The organism is Bacteroidia bacterium (assembly GCA_020852255.1).
In the GTDB taxonomy this organism is placed as follows: Bacteria; Bacteroidota; Bacteroidia; order JADZBD01; family JADZBD01; genus JADZBD01.
The window spans coordinates 1-17964 of sequence record JADZBD010000024.1 but is presented as its reverse complement, the minus strand read 5'-3'; the positions used below and the strand labels follow the sequence as shown (position 1 = coordinate 17964).

Here is a 17964-nt window from a genome sequence, read left to right as displayed (position 1 = left end):
CTTTTACCGTGCGTGGAATCGCCAAAAAATAGCATTCATCGTTCCTATCGCTTTCCCGACCGTACACCGGAGGAGTTGGGAGACTCACCGGATATGGAGGACGCCTTTCTGCTCGAGGCAAAATGGTACGACGGAGCCGGGAATCTGGTGCGGAAAGAGGATTATGATGCAGATGGAAATGTGAATGAGTCGGATGTTTTTGTGTTTAACGAAAGAGGACTAATTACAGGCCATCAGCACAGTCTGGCAGGTGAGCTGACGGAGGATACGAGCATCGTTTACAATGAATCGGGCCGGCCGCTCACGGAAACAAAGGTTTATGCGGAAGGAGGTAAACAGATTACGGAATATACTTACAACGCAGAAGGAAATCTGCTCAGAAAGAGTATCCGGGATGAAGAAGGAACAGAGGAGGGATATGAACTTCAGACCTGGGAGAACGGAAACCTGATCACACGTGAGGTACGGGATATTCTGATGGAATCCGGAGAAGATTTTTCATTCAGCTATTCAAAGGAGGGGAATGAGTGGATCCTTACGGAGGAAATCCAGCGTGAGATTCCATCCGGAGTCGTGTATCGCACCGTGTATTCAACGGGCGGATATATTACCTACGACGGAAAAGGAAGCCGTTTCGCCTCCCACCGGAAAGTGCAGAACGAACAGGGCAAGATCACCGAGTCGCATTATTCCACTATGCAAAAGAATGTGAGCTCCTACTTTAGCTATAATGAATCGGGGCAACTAATAGAAGAGAAGAGAAAAACAGGTGAACATGAAAATTACCGCGCCCGTTTTTTTTACGGGGGAAACGGAGAATTAGTCATGGCGCACGTAACGGAAGCCAGCTCCGGTACGTTCACCGACGTGAGCCGAACGATCCCTTTGGATCAGGAATCATAATCTATTCTTACTACGGGGGTCAGCGGATGACTCTGACAGGTGAGAATAAATCCCTGCGCCACTTCTGCATCCGTTAACGCAAAATTTTTATCCATTTTCACCTTTCCTTCCAGCAACTTTCCTCTGCAGGTACAGCAAACTGCGCCTTTGCAGGCAAAGGGCACATCCACTCCGGCATCCAGAGCTGCATCCAGTATGCTCTTTCCGTTGGAATCCAGTTCAAAATGCGTCTCAATACCATACATGGATACTGTAACCTGAGCCGTGAGGGAAGGATTCATTTCTTTGGCCGCACTTTCCTGCGCGGAGGAGAAGTACTCAATATGAAACTGATGTGCGGGAACTTTTTGGTCCATAATCACTGATTTCACATTCTCCATCATCGGGCCCGGACCGCATACAAAGTATTCATGATTGAATCCTACTCCGCAGAACCGCTCAAACAGCTCAGCGGCTTTTTCGCGGGTAAGCATTCCTGTGTGCAACGCATCGCAGGCTTCCTTCGGATGCTCGTACAGATAATGGATTTTCAGCCGCCCTCCGGATTTTTCCTCTATCTCATTCAGTGCATGCCGGAAAATCGTATGCACCTCATCCGTGTTGCCGTAAAATAAAATGACGGAGGAATTTGGTTCTGCAAACAGTACGGAGCGAAGAATTGAAAACATGGGAGTGATCCCACTGCCACCCGCAAAAAGAAAATATTTTTTTTTGTTCGCCGGATCTAGTGGAGTATAAAAACTTCCCATGGGCGTCATTACCTCCAACTCATCACCCTTCTTTAGATGATCATTGAGATAATTAGACACTTTCCCTCCCTTCACACGCTTTACAGCAATGCGAAGTTCACTGTCGGCAACCGGGCTGCTGCAAATACTATAGGAACGCCGGATCTCTTCCCCGTTCACATTTAATTTCAAGGTCAGGTATTGTCCCTGAATGTAACGATACTGATCTTTTAATCCGGCAGGCACCTCAACAGCAACAGAAACACAATCCTTTGTTTCCTGTCTTATATCTGTAACCCGGAGTTTATTAAAGGCAGCCATCCGGATGTAAAATTATGAGAAATATCATTATGGTAATTGGGATATCATTAAAAATCAGGGTAATAGCAAATGGATTTTATTGCAAAGATTCTTACATTTGCTTACCTGAACAGAAATGCATGGATCCAAAACAAATGGAAGCGGCTTTTGAAGCGAAGCTTTCAGCCAATGAATATATTGAGCCTAAAGACTGGATGCCGGAGGATTACCGCCGGCATTTAATTCGTCAGATATCCCAGCACGCCCATTCAGAAGTAGTGGGGATGTTACCGGAAGGCAACTGGATCACCCGGGCGCCGGGTTTGCGCGCAAAAATGGTACTTATGGCAAAGGTGCAGGACGAGGGTGGCCATGGTTTATATCTTTATACCGCTGCGGAAACAATGGGGGTTTCCAGAGACGAGTTGCTGGAGCAGCTGCATTCAGGCAAGGCAAAGTATTCTTCCATCTTTAATTATCCCACCCTGAGCTGGGCTGACATCGGCGCTATCGGATGGCTGGTGGATGGTGCGGCGATCATGAACCAGGTGATGTTGCAGCGGACTTCCTATGGACCTTATGCAAGGGCTATGGTGCGGATCTGTAAAGAGGAAAGCTTTCATCAGCGGCAGGGATATGAGATCATGTGCAGGATGGCGCAGGGAACAGCTGATCAGCGCGTGATGGCGCAAGATGCAGTCAACCGCTGGTGGTGGCCTACCCTGATGATGTTCGGCCCGCCCGATGATAAGTCCCCTAATTCAGCCAATGCATTGAAATGGAAAATCAAACGGGAAAGCAATGATCAGCTCCGGCAGCGTTTTGTCAATCAAACCGTACCGCAGGCAGAATATCTTGGACTTAAAATCCCCGATCCGCTATTAAAATGGAATGAGCAGAAGCAGGGATACGATTTTGGGCAGCCGGACTGGAGTGAATTTGAGCGGGTGATTCACGGACATGGCCCCTGCAACAAAGAACGCCTGAACGCAAGAATCGGTGCCCATCAGGAAGGAGCCTGGGTGCGGGAAGCTGCACAGGCATATGCTGAAAAAATGAAACCGGTAACAGCTTAAATAAATTTGAAATGGATACACAAGGACCCCTTTGGGAAGTGTTTGTACAGAAAAAAAGCGGTCAGCCTTTCGTTCATTGCGGAAGTATTCACGCCTTTGATAAGGAAATGGCCCTGCAGAATGCGCGCGATACGTACACCCGGCGTGGTGAGGGAAATGCATTATGGGTGGTTCCTGCCGGAGCCATTGTGGCCAGTTCGCCGGAGGATATCGGTTCCTTCTTTGAACCGGGTAACGACAAGATCTACCGCCATCCTACTTTTTATCAGGTACCGGATGGTGTAAAACACATGTGAGAATGACAACGCAACAGGCATTGTTCGGCTATTGTCTCCGGCTGGGAGACGACTCCCTGATTCTTGCACAGCGTCTGGCTGAATGGACAGGGCATGGCCCTTTTCTGGAGGAGGATCTCGCACTGACTAATATCTCACTGGATTTATTCGGCCGTGCAAACGCGCTGTTGATGTATGCAGGAAGACTGGAAGGGAAGGGCAGAGACGGAGACCGTCTGGCTTTTCACCGGGGAGAACGGGAATATTTCAATTCACTCATGGCAGAACAACCTAAAGGAGATTATGCCTTTACCATACTCCGGCTTTCGGTTATGTCTTCGTACCAGTTCCATCTTTATACCGCTTTGGCATCCTCCAAAGACGAAACGCTGGCAGGAATTGCCGCTAAGTCGGTCAAGGAAATTACCTACCATGTGCGCCATGCTCACTCATGGGTTCGCCGTTTTGCCGGAGGAACGGAAGAAAGTAGCAGAAGATTGCACACGGCTCTCCATGAACTTTGGCGCTTTACGGACGACCTTTTTGAGACCAATGCGCAAGACTGTTCGCTTGTTGACTCAGGAATTGCTGCGGATACGGAAAAAGTGAAAACTGCCTGGAGCAGAGACATGGACGAGCTGTTTGGAGAGTGCGGTTTGCAGCTACCCCGGATTCCGTACATGCAGAGCGGCAGCAGAGACGGAAAACATTCGGAACACCTGGGATTTCTTCTTGCCGAAATGCAGTTTCTTCCACGGGCCTACCCCGATGCGAAATGGTGAGTGAATCTCCCGAAAACAAAATCCGCTCACTCCTTTCCGGCATCCCTGACCCGGAGATACCGGTGATTTCTATTGAGGAGCTGGGAATATTAAGAAGGATTAAGGTAGATAAAGGGAAAGTAATGATCACCATCACCCCTACCTATAGCGGTTGCCCGGCCATGAAGCAAATCGAGGATGATATTGTGGCCTTGCTGAAAACAAACGGTTTCCCGGACGTGCAGGTGGATTTGAGTTATTCCCCGGCATGGACAACAGACTGGATACCTGAAGCGGCAAGGGAGAAGCTGAGAGTATACGGAATCGCCCCTCCGGAGAAAACCAGCATGGATAAGGGAAGTATCACCGGTAAAGAAAGAAAGATCCGCTGTCCGCAGTGCCGGTCCATGAATACTGAAATGATCTCACAGTTCGGATCTACCGCCTGCAAGGCACTTTTCCGGTGCACCGACTGCAAAGAACCTTTTGATTATTTTAAGTGCATCTGAATATGGAAGAGGTGATATTGGTAAATGAAAAAGATGAGGTCACCGGTCGCATGGAGAAGCTGGAGGCGCACCGGAAGGGATTTCTGCACCGGGCATTTTCTATCTTTTTATTTTCACCCGACGGGCAGTGGTGGATTCACCGGCGTGCACAGAGTAAATATCACTCCGGCGGCTTGTGGACAAATACGTGCTGCGGACATCCCCGCCCCGGGGAAGAAGTTGCGGTTGCCGCTGCACGCCGTTTGTTCGAAGAGTGTGGATTGCGCACACACATCAGGAAAGTTTTTGAGTTTACCTATAAAGCAGCAGTAGGAGCGGGGCTAACAGAGTGGGAATTGGACCATGTTTTCACCGGTGTTACCGAGCTGAACCCGGTATTAAATCCTATCGAAGCGGAGGAGTGGAAACTGCTCACAGAAGCAGAACTTCTGTACTTCCTGGAAAAGAAACCTGAGGACTTCACTCCCTGGTTCAAATCCTGTTTTTTTACCCAAAGAGGGCGTTTGGCACCCTGACTTGTACGTGGCTGATAGATTTAATTTGCTGATAATCAGCGAATTTTCGTCTTTTTCATAAACCTCCCACCAATACCTGCAACTTCGCTTTTCTTTGGAGTGTCTGTATATTAGATTTGCACTAAACAAGTCATTCGTCATGCAAAAAATTGGATTCATCGTTCTTTTATCTGTGTTGGTCGCCCTGACCACATCTCCGGTTCATGCTCAGGAGAAACAGGAAACGACTAAGAAAGTCGTTTATGAAATTACCGTGATGGGACTCACCTGCCAGGCTGATGCTGCTAAGCTGGATCAGTTCATGCTCAAGAGAAAGGGAATCCTGTCCTCTTCCACAGATTTTACAACGAAACGCGTCAAGGTGGTAGTAGATCCGTTTGTGAATATAAGCGCACTACGGAATGTGATTGTGGCCGCCGGTTTCGAAATGAGTGAGGAAAACTTAACACAGTCTGAACAGTGAGCTCCGCTATGAGAAATATAAACAACGTTCTTTTTTCACTACTTCTTCTGTCCGGATATACTGTCTTCGCCCAGGGCGGGGATGATTGCGCTACCGCACAGGCCGCACCCATCACGATTCCCTTCTCTGCTGCAGGCGGAACTTGTACGGGACTGGATGATTACAATAACGTGGGAGTATCCTGCGGAGTATCCACCTATACCACCGGACCGGATTGGTTGTACTATTTTACTGCCACCCAAACAGGAAATCTTCAGATACAGCTTTCCGCAATGACGCCCCAGTATCCATGGGCAAGCATCTCGGTATGGCAGGGATGCCCCAATGCAGGGACATGTATAGCAGGATCTACCTCTACCTCCAACGGGTTAGACATGTGTCTGGTTGTGCCTGTTACGAATGCCCAGTCATATTTTATCATGATTGATAACTGGCCTACTCCGAATTGTTTCACTTACAACATCAACATCTCTTATCCAGCATCTACCAGTGTTCAGCCCCAGTGTACGAACATGGATTTTGAAACAGGGGATTTTACAGGATGGAACGGATCAGTAGGAAGCATAACCTGCGGAGCACCTGCAGCCCCGCACCCGGTGGTAAATGCCGGCTGCGGCAGTATTCCAAGTTCTTCACATACGATTATGACCGGCGCCGGTCTGGATGCCTGCGGAAATTTTCCGGTGGTGGCTCCCGGAGGAACTTTTTCCGTGATGCTGGGTGATGGACAGATGGCCGGTAACGGAGCAGCCACCATGGAACAAACGTTCATTGTTCAGCAGTCAACATCCAATTTTACATACAAGTATGCAGTGATTGTAGAGGATCCCAGTCATTTGCCAAATGAGCAGCCATTTTTCAAAGTTGAAATGTATGATCAGAATAACCAGCTGATCAACTGCGGGCAGTACCTGGTCGTGGGCGGACCAAACATCCCCGGATTCTTCCCGGCAGCCTGCGGGTTCCAAACATATTACAGGCCCTGGACCACCGTAAACGTGGATCTAACATCCTTTGTAGGTCAGCAAGTAACGATCCGCTTTATTCAGGGAGATTGCTGCTACGGTGGTCACTTTTCATATGCCTATGTAGATGCTTCCTGCGTTCCTAATATCATACAGCACCAGAATGATACTATTTGTGCCGGAGAGCAAGTTACACTCACCGCTCCTCCGGGATCGGGAACCTATTCCTGGAGTACCGGAGCAACTACCCAGACCATTACGGTGGCACCAACAACCATGACGGTTTATTCCTGTACCATGTCTTCTGTTTCGAGTGTGACATGTACTACCGTGATTTGGGATACTATCTGGGTTAAACCAAGTCCCATCGCCAGTTTCAATTATCAGAATCTGAACTGCGACCTGAACGTGAATTTTCTTGACTCATCCTATATTGTTTTCGGCAATGGTAATATCGCCAGCTGGACATGGAACTTCGGTGATGCCAATTCATCAATGCAGCAGAGTCCGAATCACCTGTATGGAAGTTCGGGAACGTACACGGTTACCCTAACAGTTGTTTCGGATAACGGATGTACAGACTCGGTACAGGTTCCCATCACTATTTTTGATTCGGTAGTGGCCAGGTTTGATCACGACACGGTTTGTTTGGGTGATATAACAACCTTTACCGAAAATTCAGTTAACTGTACCCAGTGGTATTGGAATTTTGGTGATCCCGGTTCCGGAATAGATAATTTTTCAAACCTTCAGAACCCGACACACCAATTCAGTACCTCCGGAACATTTAACGTAATTCTGATCGCATCCACACCGGGAGGATGTCCGGATACGCTGATCAAAACAATCACGGTGTGGCCTGTGCCTCTGGCTAATTTTAGTGCTAATCCCAACCCCGTTTCCACACTGGATCCAACGGTTCAGTTCACAGATCTTACCGGCACGGCAGTGACCTGGTTCTGGGATTTTGGCGATCCACCCGCCACCTCAATTATCCAGAATCCAACGCACACTTACCCTGCCCTGGGAGACGGAACGCATATTTACCCGGTGACCCTCATTGTTTCAAATATCTATGGATGCTACGATACCGCAAGAATGGAAATCGTGGTTGAACCCGAGTTTTCCTTCTTTGCGCCGAATTGCGTTACAGCCAATGGTGACGGCAATAACCAACTGTTCTATACCTATGGAGTAGGTTGGAAGGAATACAAACTTATGATCTTCGACCGTTGGGGCGATCTGATCTGGCAGACAACCGACATGAACCAAGGCTGGGATTGTAAAGTGCAGAATAAGAGGGCATTAGTGCAGGAAGACGTGTATGTATGGAAGGCCATTGTGGTGGATGTTTTTGATAAAAAGCATGAGTACGTCGGTCACGTGACGGTTATCAGATAGGAAGAGAAATCAGACTTGTACAATAGGCGGCCTATTTATAGGTCGCCTTTTTGCTTTCTGTGCAACCTTAAACTTTTAGGCTTAGTCTGTTCTATTGAGGGATTCGTCCAAGAATAACTTGACTTTTGTCTGATAATTCAGTTATTTAGCATACAATCTAAACAAAGTATCATGAAAAAGGCACCTTTTACTTTCTCCCACTCGCTTCTTTGGGTTGTAATGTTTTTGTTTTTCCTGCCGGCAACTTTGTCAGCCCAGGCACCGGTGAACGGGGAGAAGAACAAAATATTTTCAGTACAGGTTACTACTCAACTGAATGCCACCGATGCAGTGAAACTTGATCAGAATATGTTGCAGAGAAAGGGAATTCTTTCGTGTACCACAGATGCTGCTACCGGATGGATGACGATTAAGGTTATCTCTCAGATTGATTTGGCCGCCCTGCTGACCGTGATTAATTATTATGGGTACGAAGCAAAAACAAGTAATGCCTCATTCAAGGAAGAATAAATCCCCGATTCCCTAGCCAAAGACCAAAATGACCAAGCCCCAAACCCTAATACACCTAACAATGAAACAACTGGCCTCAATTTGTTTCGTTCTGCTTCTCGGTATTTCCTTCGGAGTGAAAGCCCAGGGTGGTAACACCTGTGCCGCCGCCATGGCCTCACCAATTAGCACGCTTCCCTTCACCGCAACTGGCAGCACCTGTAACGGTACCGATGTGATCAACAATTTAACTTCTAATTGTACATCGGTTTCTTCAATTTATACAACCGGTCCGGATTGGTTTTATTATTTCTGTGCCCCAACTACTCAGCAGGTTTCCATCAGTCTGTCCAACATCAACCCATGTCCGGCCTGGTCTTCTATCTCTGTTTACTCGGGCTGTCCTACGTCCACCAATTGTATCGCTGGTAATACATCTACAGCTTGTTCACAGGGCCTTACCTTTAATGCGGTTGCAGCACAGTGCTATTTCATTATGATTGACAACTGGCCAACTCCGGCGTGCTTTGGATATACCATAGATATTCAGGGTATTTTGCCTCCTGTTTGCCAACCGCAGTGTACAAACGCAGATTTTGAAAGCGGAGGATGGACCGGCTGGTATGGAACCTACGGAACCATTTCCATGAGCACACCTCCCGCTCCAACACCCACCTATAATCAACAAGGAGTAGGATTACCTTCAGCCCAGCACACCATGATGACCGGCGCCGGTCTCGATGCCTGCGGAAATTTCCCTGTGGTAAATCCGGGCGGAAATTTTTCTGTGATGCTTGGAAACGGTCAGACAACCGGATATGGAGGAGGAACAATTGAACAAACTTTCACTGTATCAGCACTCACTTCGTCATTTCAGTATTCTTATGCAGTGGTAGTGCAGGACGCTTCGCATACCAACCAGGAACAACCCTTTTTCAAAATAGATGTGTACGATAACGTTGGAAATCCCATACAATGCGGACAATATTTGGTAGTGGGAGGGCCCAGTATTCCCAACTTCTTCCCCGCAGCGTGTTCATTCGGGACGTATTACCGACCGTGGACAACGGTTAATATTGACTTTAGTGCCTACATTGGGCAGTGTGTGACCATACGATTTACCGTTGGTGATTGTTCACAGGGAGGACACTTTGGATATGCATACGTTGATGCTTCCTGTGCTCCCATGCAGATTCTTGGAAACGATACTATTTGTCCGGGCGGAAGCACCCAGATCTGCGCCCCTCCCGGTGGAGGAAGCTATTTGTGGAATCCTACAGCAGCTACCACCCAGTGTATCACAGTTTCTCCAACGGCAACAACGGTATATTCCTGCGTGGTGAGTTCAATTTCCAACCCAAGTTGTTTTACTACCCTCTACGATACAATTGTTGTTGTTCCAGGACCTTTGGCTGCATTTACCGCAGTGCCCAACCCTGCTTGTTCCGGCGGAGTGGTAAATATTACAAACAATACTACAGGAAATGCTACAACGTGGACCTGGATTTGGGGCGATGCATCACCCAACAGTAATTTACAGAATCCGGTCAGTCACAATTACACAAACTCCGGAACCTACACCATAACGCTCATAGCCAGTAACGGGTTTTGTGCCGATACCATAACTCAGGTGGTGACACTTGTGGGAAATCCGGTGGTTGCAAACGCATCGGCAACGGCGGTGTGTCTGAATCAACCAACCGTTTTCACCGACCTGACAACAGGAGGTCCTACTTTCTGGCAGTGGAATTTCGGTGATGCTTCTCCGCTTGATAATACCCAGAATCCTACGCATACTTACGGAAGTCCGGGTCAGTACACCGTTACACTCATTTCACACAGCGGTACTCCGGCATGTGCTGATACTTTCCAGTTAGTGGTCACCGTACATCCTCTTCCCCAGGCGCAGTTTATTGCAACTACAGTGTGTGTGGGACAGCCAACAGTGTTCACGGATCAATCAAACATTTCTTCCGGAACAATTACCGCTTGGAGCTGGAACTTTGGAGATCCACCCTCCGGACCGAATAACACTTCTACATTGCAGAATCCCACCCACGTATATACTGCAGCCGGAAACTATAATGTGGTTCTTACCGTGACCTCCAATAACGGTTGCCAGAATACGGTGAACGTGCAGGTAACGGTTTACCCTCTGCCTGTGGCGGCATTTAATTTTACCAATGTATGTACCAATAACCCCATGCCGTTTACGGATCAGAGCACGGGCGCAGCGCAGTGGAGCTGGAATTTCGGAGATCCTCCTTCCGGACCGAATAACACTTCCAACGTGCAGAGTCCCACTCACATGTATACAACGCCCGGGAATTATACCGTAACTCTCATTGTAACCAGTCAGGGTAACTGTACTGATACCATTACCCAGCAGGTTACGGTATTCCCCGGACCCACACCCCAATTTGCAGCCACAACAGTGTGTGTCGGTATCGTTACGAACTTTACAGATCAGTCAACCGTAGCAAACGGAAACATTACTGCGTGGAGCTGGAACTTCGGTGATAATACCCCGCTGGACAATACTCAGAATCCCACCCACCTGTATATGCAGTCAGGAACTTACACGGTTACGCTGACGGTAACCTCCAATAATGGCTGCTCAGCCAGCAGCACATTGCAGGTGATCGTGAATCCCCTGCCCAATGTGGCTTTCTCTGCGAATGCTGTTTGCGTCAACTCGCCTACACAATTCACTGATCAGTCCACCATATCGAGCGGAACCATCACCGGATGGGCCTGGAACTTTGGCGATCCGAATTCCGGACCTAATAATACTTCCACACAGCAGAATCCTACACATATTTTCAGCGCAGCTGGAAACTATACCGTCAGCCTCATCGTGACTTCATCGGCAGGTTGCGTGGATTCGGCATCCATTCAGGTAACTGTAAATCCGCTTCCTGTACCAATGCTTACTGCAAATGATACCGACGGTTGTGCCCAGCATTGTGTGCAGTTTGCCGATCAGTCAACGGTTACAACGGGAACCATTACAGGATGGGTATGGGATTTCGGAGATGGAAGTCCTACCAGCAGTCTCACAAATCCTTCTCATTGTTTTGATAACACAACACAGAACGTGATTTCTTATACGGTAACACTAACAGTTACTACCAGTGCGGGTTGTGTGTCCACCATTACCATTCCCAATTACATAGACGTGTTCCCGATACCCATTGCTTCCGCCAGTGCAACACCCACTGTAACAACGGTACTGAATACCAACATTCAGTTCACGGATCTTTCCGTAGGCAACCCGATCACGTGGTTGTGGGATTTCGGTGACGGGTCAAATACAGACACTACTCAAAACCCGGCTCATGTATATCCGGATGAGAATGACGGAATTCATACCTATACTATAACACTTACGATTGCGAACCAGTGGGGATGTACTTCCAGTACTACTCTTGAGGTGATTATCAATCCGGAATTCACGTTCTACGCACCCAATTGTGTGACTCCGAATGGTGATGGTGTGAATGAATTCTTCTATACCTACGGCGTAGGTTGGAAAGAATATAAACTCATGATTTTTGATCGCTGGGGCGACCTGATCTGGTGGACAGAAGACATGGACAAAGGATGGGATGCCAAAGTGATGAATGGTCCTTCCAAAAAGCTGGTTCAGGAAGACGTATATGTTTGGAAAGTGGTACTCACCGACGTATTCGACAAGAAGCACACCTATATCGGTCACGTTTCAGTTATTCGTTGATTTTAGACAGCAGGATTTTTAAGGGGATCGTGAGATCCCCTTTTTTTTATGCCGCCTTTTCGGGGAGCAGTTTTTAAATTTTATATTGTGCTGAAATACAGACAGATACAATAATACAGAAAGGGATTCTTTGCAACCGCACATGCCTTTTTCCTCTCCTGTTGGGGTCTCTAACAGCCTCAGAAACAATAAGATTTGAGATTCCATATATTTTAGTACTTTAGCCTGATTTTTGAAAAAAACCAGAGCATGAAAAGAATTGTTTTTTCCGTAATGGCCATTGCAGCCCTTACGTTCTCTTCCTGCGGCGGTGGCGACGATCAACCTGTAACAGACGGAGTTGACAGCACAGCCCAGGATTCAGTAGTGGAAGATGATGGTGACCAGCAGGCCTATCTTCTTCCCTCACCACTTCAGATCGCCTACATCTTTAAGAAGTCGGGATTGAAGTATGTAGCCGGAACCACACACGATCCGAAAAGTGAGGCCAACTACGGAACCAGTTATGCGCAGTCCCTTAACCTGGGCGTATTCTCTTCCGATTTGGCATATTGTGTGTTAAACAAACAGAACAATGAAGCGCGCAATTATATGAACGCAGTGAAGTCTTTATCAGATAAGCTGGGAATGTCAACGGTTTTTGACAGCGAGTCGCTGATGAAGCGCTTTGATGAGAACCTGAACAACGAAGATTCCATCATGTTCATCCTTTCAGAGCTACAAAGTAAGAGCGACGAATTCTTTGCAGATAACGACCGTCAGATGACCGCAGCCGTTGTGTTTTCAGGAGCCTGGATCGAGAGCATGTACATTGCGGCTAAGGTTTCCGGAAAAGGAAAGGATAGCAAACTGGCCGGGCAGCTGGCAGACCAGATGGGCATTCTGGAGAACCTGATCAAGGAACTTACCAACCATGAGTCGAAGGATTCCAACATTGCAGGTCTCCTCGTAGAATTGAAAGCCGTTCACGACCTGATCGCAGCTATTCCGGGTGTCAAGGAAATGATGGAAAGCGATACACCTTCTGAGGTGAAGATCGAGCCTACTGCCGAGCAGCTGACAACGCTCACTGCAAAGCTCGAATCCATGCGCGCAGCCATTATTAAAGGTTAATCTGAAGAAATACAGATATGAAAAAGCAATTGTTTCTTATGGTGGTACTGGTCCTGGGACTGGGCTTCACCGCATTTAAGGTTGTTCAGAAAGCGAAAGACATCTGCAACCCTGTAGAAATGAAAAAGAAGACCAAGTCTTCCCTGGATCCGTTCAAATACGACTCCGCTAAACTTACCCGTATTAACTGGACCAAGAAGCCCATGAAGATCTCCACGGAGGTGCCTCTTTCTCTTTTCGGAAAATACCGCCTGGTCTTTAACACAGAGGGTATGCCCAAGAAGATCGGTATCAATGTATATAACAAGAGCCGTGACAATGAGAAACGGGATGTATTGTTTTCCAACAAAGACAGTCTGGACAACAACACCACGCTGATTTATAACCCTACCAAGCACACGCGTAAAGTGTACATTGATTACGATGTGCCTGCTGACACGCTGGGGCTCAAGATCAAGGGATGCGTTTACATGGTTCTCGGATACGATTAATCCGAACATACTGAAACAGAAAAGCGTCCTTTTCCGGGGCGCTTTTTTTATTTGCTAACTTTAACATCCCGTCCGTTCGTAGGGGCGGGTAAACAGAAGAAACATGATCAACATTACACTTCCTGACGGTTCGGTCAGGACTTATCCGAAGGGCAGCACCGCCCTGGATATTGCAAGAAGTATCAGTGAAGGTTTAGCGCGGAATGTATTGGCAGCCAAAGTGAACGGAGAGGTGTGGGATGCCACACGGCCTATTCACACCGATGTAAAACTCATCCTTCTGAAGTGGGAAGATGCTGAGGGAAAATCCACGCTTTGGCATTCATCTGCACACCTGATGGCGGAAGCCCTGGAGTTCTATTATCCGGGAGTGAAGTTCTGGGTTGGCCCTCCCGTTGAAAACGGATTTTATTATGATGTAGATCCCGGGCAACATGTGATCACCGCTGCGGACTTTGAGAAGATTGAGAAGAAGATGATGGAACTGGCGAAGCAGAACCTGATCTATCAGCGAAAGGAGGTACCCAAAGCGGAGGCGTTGAATCATTTTAAGGAAAAGGGAGATGAATACAAGGTAGATCTGCTGCAAAACCTGGAAGATGGAAATATCACTTTTTATACCCAGGGAAATTTTACAGATCTGTGCCGGGGACCACACATTCCCAACACCGGATTTATAAAGGCGGTCAAATTGATGAGTATCGCCGGAGCATACTGGAAAGGCGACGAGAAAAATAAGCAGCTGACCCGAATCTACGGTACTGCGTATACCAAAAAGCAGGAGCTGGATGATTACCTGAACATGCTGGAGGAAGCGAAAAAGCGCGATCACCGGAAGCTCGGGAAGGAACTGGAAATATTTACATTCGATGAAGATGTAGGTCCGGGCCTGCCCCTTTGGCTTCCCAATGGGGGAATCATTATTGAGGAGTTGGAAAGACTTGCGAAGCGCACCGAGGACCTGGCCGGATACAAGCGGGTGCGAACACCCCACATTGCCAAGGAAAGTATGTATCTGACATCAGGGCACCTGCCTTATTACGAGGACAGCATGTTCCCTCCAATGGTGATGGAGGGGGAGAAGTATTATCTGAAGGCAATGAATTGTCCGCATCATCATAAAATATTCTCGAACCTGAATGCAAGTTACCGTGATCTTCCCATTCGGTTAGCAGAATACGGAACCTGTTACAGATTCGAGCAAAGCGGAGAGCTGTTCGGTTTGATGCGTGTAAGGTCATTGCAGATGAACGATGCACACATTTATTGTACACGGGAGCAGTTTGCAGAGGAGTTCAGGGCAGTGAATGAAATGTACCTGAAATATTTCAGGATATTCGGCATTGGAAAATATGTGATGCGCTTTAGTACCCATGAGGCGTCGAAGCTGGGAAAGAAGTATGTGAACAATCCGGAGTTATGGAAGCAGACCGAGGACATGGTGCGGGATGTACTGATAAGTTCAAAAATCCCCTATGTGGAAGTAGCAGACGAAGGTGCTTTTTATGGACCGAAGATAGATGTCCAGGTATGGTCCGCAATAGGCCGGGAATTTACCTTGGCCACTAACCAGGTTGATTTTGCTGTACCTGCTCGTTTTGGCCTGACTTTCAGGAACAAAGAGAATCAGGCCGAGACACCTATCTGTATTCACAGGGCCCCCTTGGGTACCCATGAGCGTTTCATAGGCTTTCTGATCGAGCATTATGCCGGAAATTTCCCTTTGTGGCTGGCTCCCAGCCAGGTAGCCGTTCTGCCCATATCGGATAAGTTCAATGATTACGCCCAGAAAGTTGTACAAATTCTTAAAAAATCCGATATTCGCGCCCTCGTTGACAGCCGTAACGAGAAGATAGGCAAGAAGATACGTGATACGGAGGTCAGAAAGATACCCTACATGCTCGTGGTGGGAGAGAAAGAAATGAGTGAAGAAAGAGTGTCGGTGCGAAAGCATGGTGAAGGAGACAAAGGCGCGGTGGGGATTCGGGAGTTCGTGATGCAAATTCAGTCGGAAGTTTCTGCACAGCTGGAACTGCCGGCCGTTAATAATTAAAAACGGAGGTATTTATAGCAACACCATTTTATAAGCCGAGACCTTCCTTTTCGGGACCGCGTCAACCCTATCGCGGACCTCGCAAGGAGGAACTTCACCGGATCAACGAAAAGATCCGGGTGCCGGAAGTAAGAGTCGTGGGAGACGGAATCACACCGGGAGTATTCACGGTGGAGAAAGCTCTTCAGATGGCGAAGGAACAGGGACTGGATCTTGTGGAGATCGCGCCGACAGCAGAACCACCTGTTTGCAAGATTGTAGACTATAAGAAGTTTCTGTACGATCAGAAGAAGAAGCAGAAGGAACTGAAGGCGAAGCAGGCAAAGGTGGTGGTGAAGGAGATTCGTTTCGGACCGCAGACGGATGACCATGATTTCAATTTTAAAAAGAATCATGCCATGAAGTTTCTGCAGGATGGCAATAAGGTGAAGGCATTCGTTTTCTTCAGGGGAAGAAGCATTGTCTTCAAGGAGCAGGGAGAAATCCTTCTTCTTCGTTTTGCCAATGAGTTGGAGAATTACGGGAAGCCGGAACAGCTCCCGATGCTGGAAGGAAAGAAAATGATAATGGTGCTCGCACCTAAAAAGAAGTAAAACGTATCAGTTAAAGAAAAACAGAGATCAACATGCCTAAAATGAAAACCAATTCCAGTGCCAAAAAGCGGTTCATTGTAACCGGCACCGGAAAGATCAAGAGGAAGAAGGCGTACAAAAATCATATTCTCACCAAGAAAGAGAAGAAGCGTAAGGAACGCCTGGCCAAAATGACCTTGGTCCACAAATCGGACCTCAGCAAGATCAAAAAACTGCTGGTGATCGGATAAGAATGGTTGTCCTGCCCGGCAAACCGCGGAGGGGACGATGTTAAACCCGGACGTTCAGCTTTAAAAGTATCCTTCGGGATCGCTGACGACCAAAAAACGAAGAAGAATGCCAAGATCAGTAAACAGCGTAGCCTCACGGGCACGCAGAAAGAAACTCCTCAAGAAAACCAAAGGGTACTGGGGAATGAGGAAGAATGTTCTTTCCATCGCGAAGAACATTCACGAAAAGGGAATGACCTATGCCTACTCCGGAAGAAAAGGCAAGAAGCGGATCATGCGCGGATTATGGATCCAGCGGATCAATGCCGGAATTCGGGAATACGGAATGAGCTATTCACAGTTTATCGGAGTCCTGAACAAGAAAGGTATTGAGCTTAACCGTAAGGCCCTGGCCGATTTGGCCATGAATCATCCGGAAGCTTTTAAAGCGGTGGTCGACGCGGTGAAGTAGCCTCGTGTGTCGTAAAAATAAAATCCCCTTCGTGCATCACGGAGGGGATTTTTTTATGGGATGTTGCTTTATTTAAACGTCTCCGTTTTCGATTTGGTGAATGATCAGTTCCACCATCTTGTCGTCGCCGGTCGCGTCATACTCCTTTTTCAGGCTCGCGTTGAACATGAGTGCAACGGTTTGCCACATGAACGCGGAGAATGAACCGCGCAGTTCCTTCACCAGCCCATAAGATGAAGAGCCGGTTTCACGGTCAATCAGCTTTATCAGCAGTCGTCCCTGGCTCAGCGTCAGTTTCTCGATATCGTCTTTGAATTCCTTAATCAGTTCCTTTTCGGCGCGCTTCATGTACAGATCGCGCTCCAGTTCGGTTTTCAGGGTGGCTAGTTTGGCATTGTATTCCTCAATCTTCACTCCGGCAAGAATGGCAAGAGGGTAGACCTTACGAATGTCGCGCTTGAGTTTATTATATTTTTCTTTTTCTTTTTTGGATTTGAATTTCAGTTCAGCGACAATATTCACAGCGGGCAGACTCATGTATCGTACGGTGTCTCCGTTCTCCACGGTGTACGGAACGTACATCGTAGGCTTCTCCTGCGCCTCAACCAGGTTAGATGAAACCAGCAAGATCAAAAGGATATGTAATGTCGTTTTCACTATAGTCATACGTCCAATTTACGTGCCGTATATAGGTGTAACGCTTGGGCTGGTAAAAAGTTAATCGAATATAGTTAATTATTGTTGGATGGATATAAAGTGCTGAATATCAGAGCGCACCAGCCACTCCACACTCACCCCCGCCCTTCGGGCACCCCGGGTAGCGTTTCGCGCACCAACCTTCCCACACTCACCCCCGCCCTTCGGGCACCCCGGGTAGCGTTTCGCGCACCAACCTTCCCACACTCACCCCCG

18 protein-coding genes are annotated in these 17964 nt (G+C 47.7%); 16 read left to right on the top strand and 2 right to left on the bottom strand.

Annotation, left to right across the window (positions count from 1 at the left end; genetic code table 11):
- Nucleotides 1-12: 12 nt before the first annotated feature.
- The gene (locus IT233_13250) at nucleotides 13-903 is read left to right on the top strand and encodes a hypothetical protein (GenBank protein ID MCC7303601.1); all 891 of its coding nucleotides are present in this window, start codon (nucleotides 13-15) and stop codon (nucleotides 901-903) included.
- On the opposite strand, the gene IT233_13245 is transcribed toward IT233_13250, so the two are convergent.
- Nucleotides 891-1952 carry a 2Fe-2S iron-sulfur cluster binding domain-containing protein gene (locus IT233_13245; GenBank protein MCC7303600.1) on the bottom strand — a complete coding sequence of 354 codons (1062 nt, stop codon included), beginning with the start codon at nucleotides 1950-1952 and terminating at the stop codon, nucleotides 891-893. The genes IT233_13250 and IT233_13245 overlap by 13 nt on opposite strands.
- 119 nt (nucleotides 1953-2071) lie before the next feature.
- Here IT233_13245 and paaA point away from each other — a divergent pair, with 119 nt between their 5' ends.
- The 15 genes from paaA (at nucleotide 2072) to rplT (ending at nucleotide 17052) form a co-directional block, all read left to right on the top strand.
- Entirely contained in the window at nucleotides 2072-3007 is a 936-nt protein-coding gene (gene paaA / locus IT233_13240; protein MCC7303599.1) for a 1,2-phenylacetyl-CoA epoxidase subunit A, read from the top strand.
- 11 nt (nucleotides 3008-3018) lie between these two features.
- Nucleotides 3019-3303 carry a 1,2-phenylacetyl-CoA epoxidase subunit B gene (paaB, locus tag IT233_13235; protein MCC7303598.1) on the top strand — a complete coding sequence of 95 codons (285 nt, stop codon included), beginning with the start codon at nucleotides 3019-3021 and terminating at the stop codon, nucleotides 3301-3303.
- Between the two features lie 2 nt (nucleotides 3304-3305).
- Nucleotides 3306-4064 carry a phenylacetate-CoA oxygenase subunit PaaC gene (gene paaC, locus IT233_13230; GenBank protein ID MCC7303597.1) on the top strand — a complete coding sequence of 253 codons (759 nt, stop codon included), beginning with the start codon at nucleotides 3306-3308 and terminating at the stop codon, nucleotides 4062-4064.
- Complete coding sequence (paaJ, locus tag IT233_13225) at nucleotides 4058-4552, top strand: phenylacetate-CoA oxygenase subunit PaaJ (protein ID MCC7303596.1); 495 nt, start codon at nucleotides 4058-4060, stop codon at nucleotides 4550-4552. Before paaC ends, paaJ begins: the two co-directional genes overlap by 7 nt.
- A gap of 2 nt (nucleotides 4553-4554) precedes the next feature.
- Nucleotides 4555-5067 (top strand): isopentenyl-diphosphate Delta-isomerase, encoded by a 513-nt coding sequence (idi, locus tag IT233_13220; protein MCC7303595.1) that lies wholly within the window; start codon nucleotides 4555-4557, stop codon nucleotides 5065-5067.
- A gap of 139 nt (nucleotides 5068-5206) precedes the next feature.
- Nucleotides 5207-5530, top strand: coding sequence for a heavy-metal-associated domain-containing protein (locus tag IT233_13215; protein MCC7303594.1), 324 nt, complete (start codon nucleotides 5207-5209; stop codon nucleotides 5528-5530).
- An 8-nt stretch (nucleotides 5531-5538) separates the two neighbouring features.
- Nucleotides 5539-7896: a PKD domain-containing protein gene (locus tag IT233_13210; protein MCC7303593.1), complete on the top strand. Its 2358-nt coding sequence runs from the start codon at nucleotides 5539-5541 to the stop codon at nucleotides 7894-7896.
- Nucleotides 7897-8067: 171 nt separating this feature from the next.
- The gene (locus tag IT233_13205; GenBank protein ID MCC7303592.1) at nucleotides 8068-8406 is read left to right on the top strand and encodes a hypothetical protein; all 339 of its coding nucleotides are present in this window, start codon (nucleotides 8068-8070) and stop codon (nucleotides 8404-8406) included.
- A 61-nt stretch (nucleotides 8407-8467) separates the two neighbouring features.
- Nucleotides 8468-12121 carry a PKD domain-containing protein gene (locus IT233_13200; GenBank protein ID MCC7303591.1) on the top strand — a complete coding sequence of 1218 codons (3654 nt, stop codon included), beginning with the start codon at nucleotides 8468-8470 and terminating at the stop codon, nucleotides 12119-12121.
- 249 nt (nucleotides 12122-12370) lie between these two features.
- Nucleotides 12371-13234 carry a hypothetical protein gene (locus tag IT233_13195; GenBank protein ID MCC7303590.1) on the top strand — a complete coding sequence of 288 codons (864 nt, stop codon included), beginning with the start codon at nucleotides 12371-12373 and terminating at the stop codon, nucleotides 13232-13234.
- 17 nt (nucleotides 13235-13251) lie between these two features.
- Nucleotides 13252-13725 carry a hypothetical protein gene (locus tag IT233_13190; GenBank protein ID MCC7303589.1) on the top strand — a complete coding sequence of 158 codons (474 nt, stop codon included), beginning with the start codon at nucleotides 13252-13254 and terminating at the stop codon, nucleotides 13723-13725.
- A gap of 103 nt (nucleotides 13726-13828) precedes the next feature.
- Nucleotides 13829-15778, top strand: a complete 1950-nt coding sequence (thrS, locus tag IT233_13185) for a threonine--tRNA ligase (GenBank protein MCC7303588.1) — start codon at nucleotides 13829-13831, stop codon at nucleotides 15776-15778.
- A 14-nt stretch (nucleotides 15779-15792) separates the two neighbouring features.
- A complete protein-coding gene (locus tag IT233_13180) occupies nucleotides 15793-16371 on the top strand; it encodes a translation initiation factor IF-3 (protein ID MCC7303587.1) in 579 nt (192 codons plus the stop codon).
- A 32-nt stretch (nucleotides 16372-16403) separates the two neighbouring features.
- The gene (gene rpmI / locus IT233_13175; protein MCC7303586.1) at nucleotides 16404-16601 is read left to right on the top strand and encodes a 50S ribosomal protein L35; all 198 of its coding nucleotides are present in this window, start codon (nucleotides 16404-16406) and stop codon (nucleotides 16599-16601) included.
- A 106-nt stretch (nucleotides 16602-16707) separates the two neighbouring features.
- Nucleotides 16708-17052: a 50S ribosomal protein L20 gene (rplT, locus tag IT233_13170; protein ID MCC7303585.1), complete on the top strand. Its 345-nt coding sequence runs from the start codon at nucleotides 16708-16710 to the stop codon at nucleotides 17050-17052.
- Nucleotides 17053-17124: 72 nt separating this feature from the next.
- On the opposite strand, the gene IT233_13165 is transcribed toward rplT, so the two are convergent.
- Entirely contained in the window at nucleotides 17125-17718 is a 594-nt protein-coding gene (locus IT233_13165; protein MCC7303584.1) for a DUF4294 domain-containing protein, read from the bottom strand.
- Nucleotides 17719-17964: the final 246 nt, after the last annotated feature.

What these genes read in the sequence shown, in the direction of transcription:
- idi (MCC7303595.1), top strand. Translation starts at nt 4,555, where the DNA reads ATGGAAGAGGTGATATTGGTAAATGAAAAAGATGAGGTCACCGGTCGC.
- paaJ (MCC7303596.1), top strand. Translation starts at nt 4,058, where the DNA reads ATGGTGAGTGAATCTCCCGAAAACAAAATCCGCTCACTCCTTTCCGGC.
- IT233_13205 (MCC7303592.1), top strand. Translation starts at nt 8,068, where the DNA reads ATGAAAAAGGCACCTTTTACTTTCTCCCACTCGCTTCTTTGGGTTGTA.
- IT233_13165 (MCC7303584.1), bottom strand. Translation starts at nt 17,718, where the DNA reads ATGACTATAGTGAAAACGACATTACATATCCTTTTGATCTTGCTGGTT.
- IT233_13210 (MCC7303593.1), top strand. Translation starts at nt 5,539, where the DNA reads ATGAGAAATATAAACAACGTTCTTTTTTCACTACTTCTTCTGTCCGGA.
- rpmI (MCC7303586.1), top strand. Translation starts at nt 16,404, where the DNA reads ATGCCTAAAATGAAAACCAATTCCAGTGCCAAAAAGCGGTTCATTGTA.
- rplT (MCC7303585.1), top strand. Translation starts at nt 16,708, where the DNA reads ATGCCAAGATCAGTAAACAGCGTAGCCTCACGGGCACGCAGAAAGAAA.
- IT233_13215 (MCC7303594.1), top strand. Translation starts at nt 5,207, where the DNA reads ATGCAAAAAATTGGATTCATCGTTCTTTTATCTGTGTTGGTCGCCCTG.
- IT233_13245 (MCC7303600.1), bottom strand. Translation starts at nt 1,952, where the DNA reads ATGGCTGCCTTTAATAAACTCCGGGTTACAGATATAAGACAGGAAACA.
- IT233_13195 (MCC7303590.1), top strand. Translation starts at nt 12,371, where the DNA reads ATGAAAAGAATTGTTTTTTCCGTAATGGCCATTGCAGCCCTTACGTTC.
- paaB (MCC7303598.1), top strand. Translation starts at nt 3,019, where the DNA reads ATGGATACACAAGGACCCCTTTGGGAAGTGTTTGTACAGAAAAAAAGC.
- IT233_13200 (MCC7303591.1), top strand. Translation starts at nt 8,468, where the DNA reads ATGAAACAACTGGCCTCAATTTGTTTCGTTCTGCTTCTCGGTATTTCC.
- paaC (MCC7303597.1), top strand. Translation starts at nt 3,306, where the DNA reads ATGACAACGCAACAGGCATTGTTCGGCTATTGTCTCCGGCTGGGAGAC.
- paaA (MCC7303599.1), top strand. Translation starts at nt 2,072, where the DNA reads ATGGATCCAAAACAAATGGAAGCGGCTTTTGAAGCGAAGCTTTCAGCC.
- thrS (MCC7303588.1), top strand. Translation starts at nt 13,829, where the DNA reads ATGATCAACATTACACTTCCTGACGGTTCGGTCAGGACTTATCCGAAG.
- IT233_13190 (MCC7303589.1), top strand. Translation starts at nt 13,252, where the DNA reads ATGAAAAAGCAATTGTTTCTTATGGTGGTACTGGTCCTGGGACTGGGC.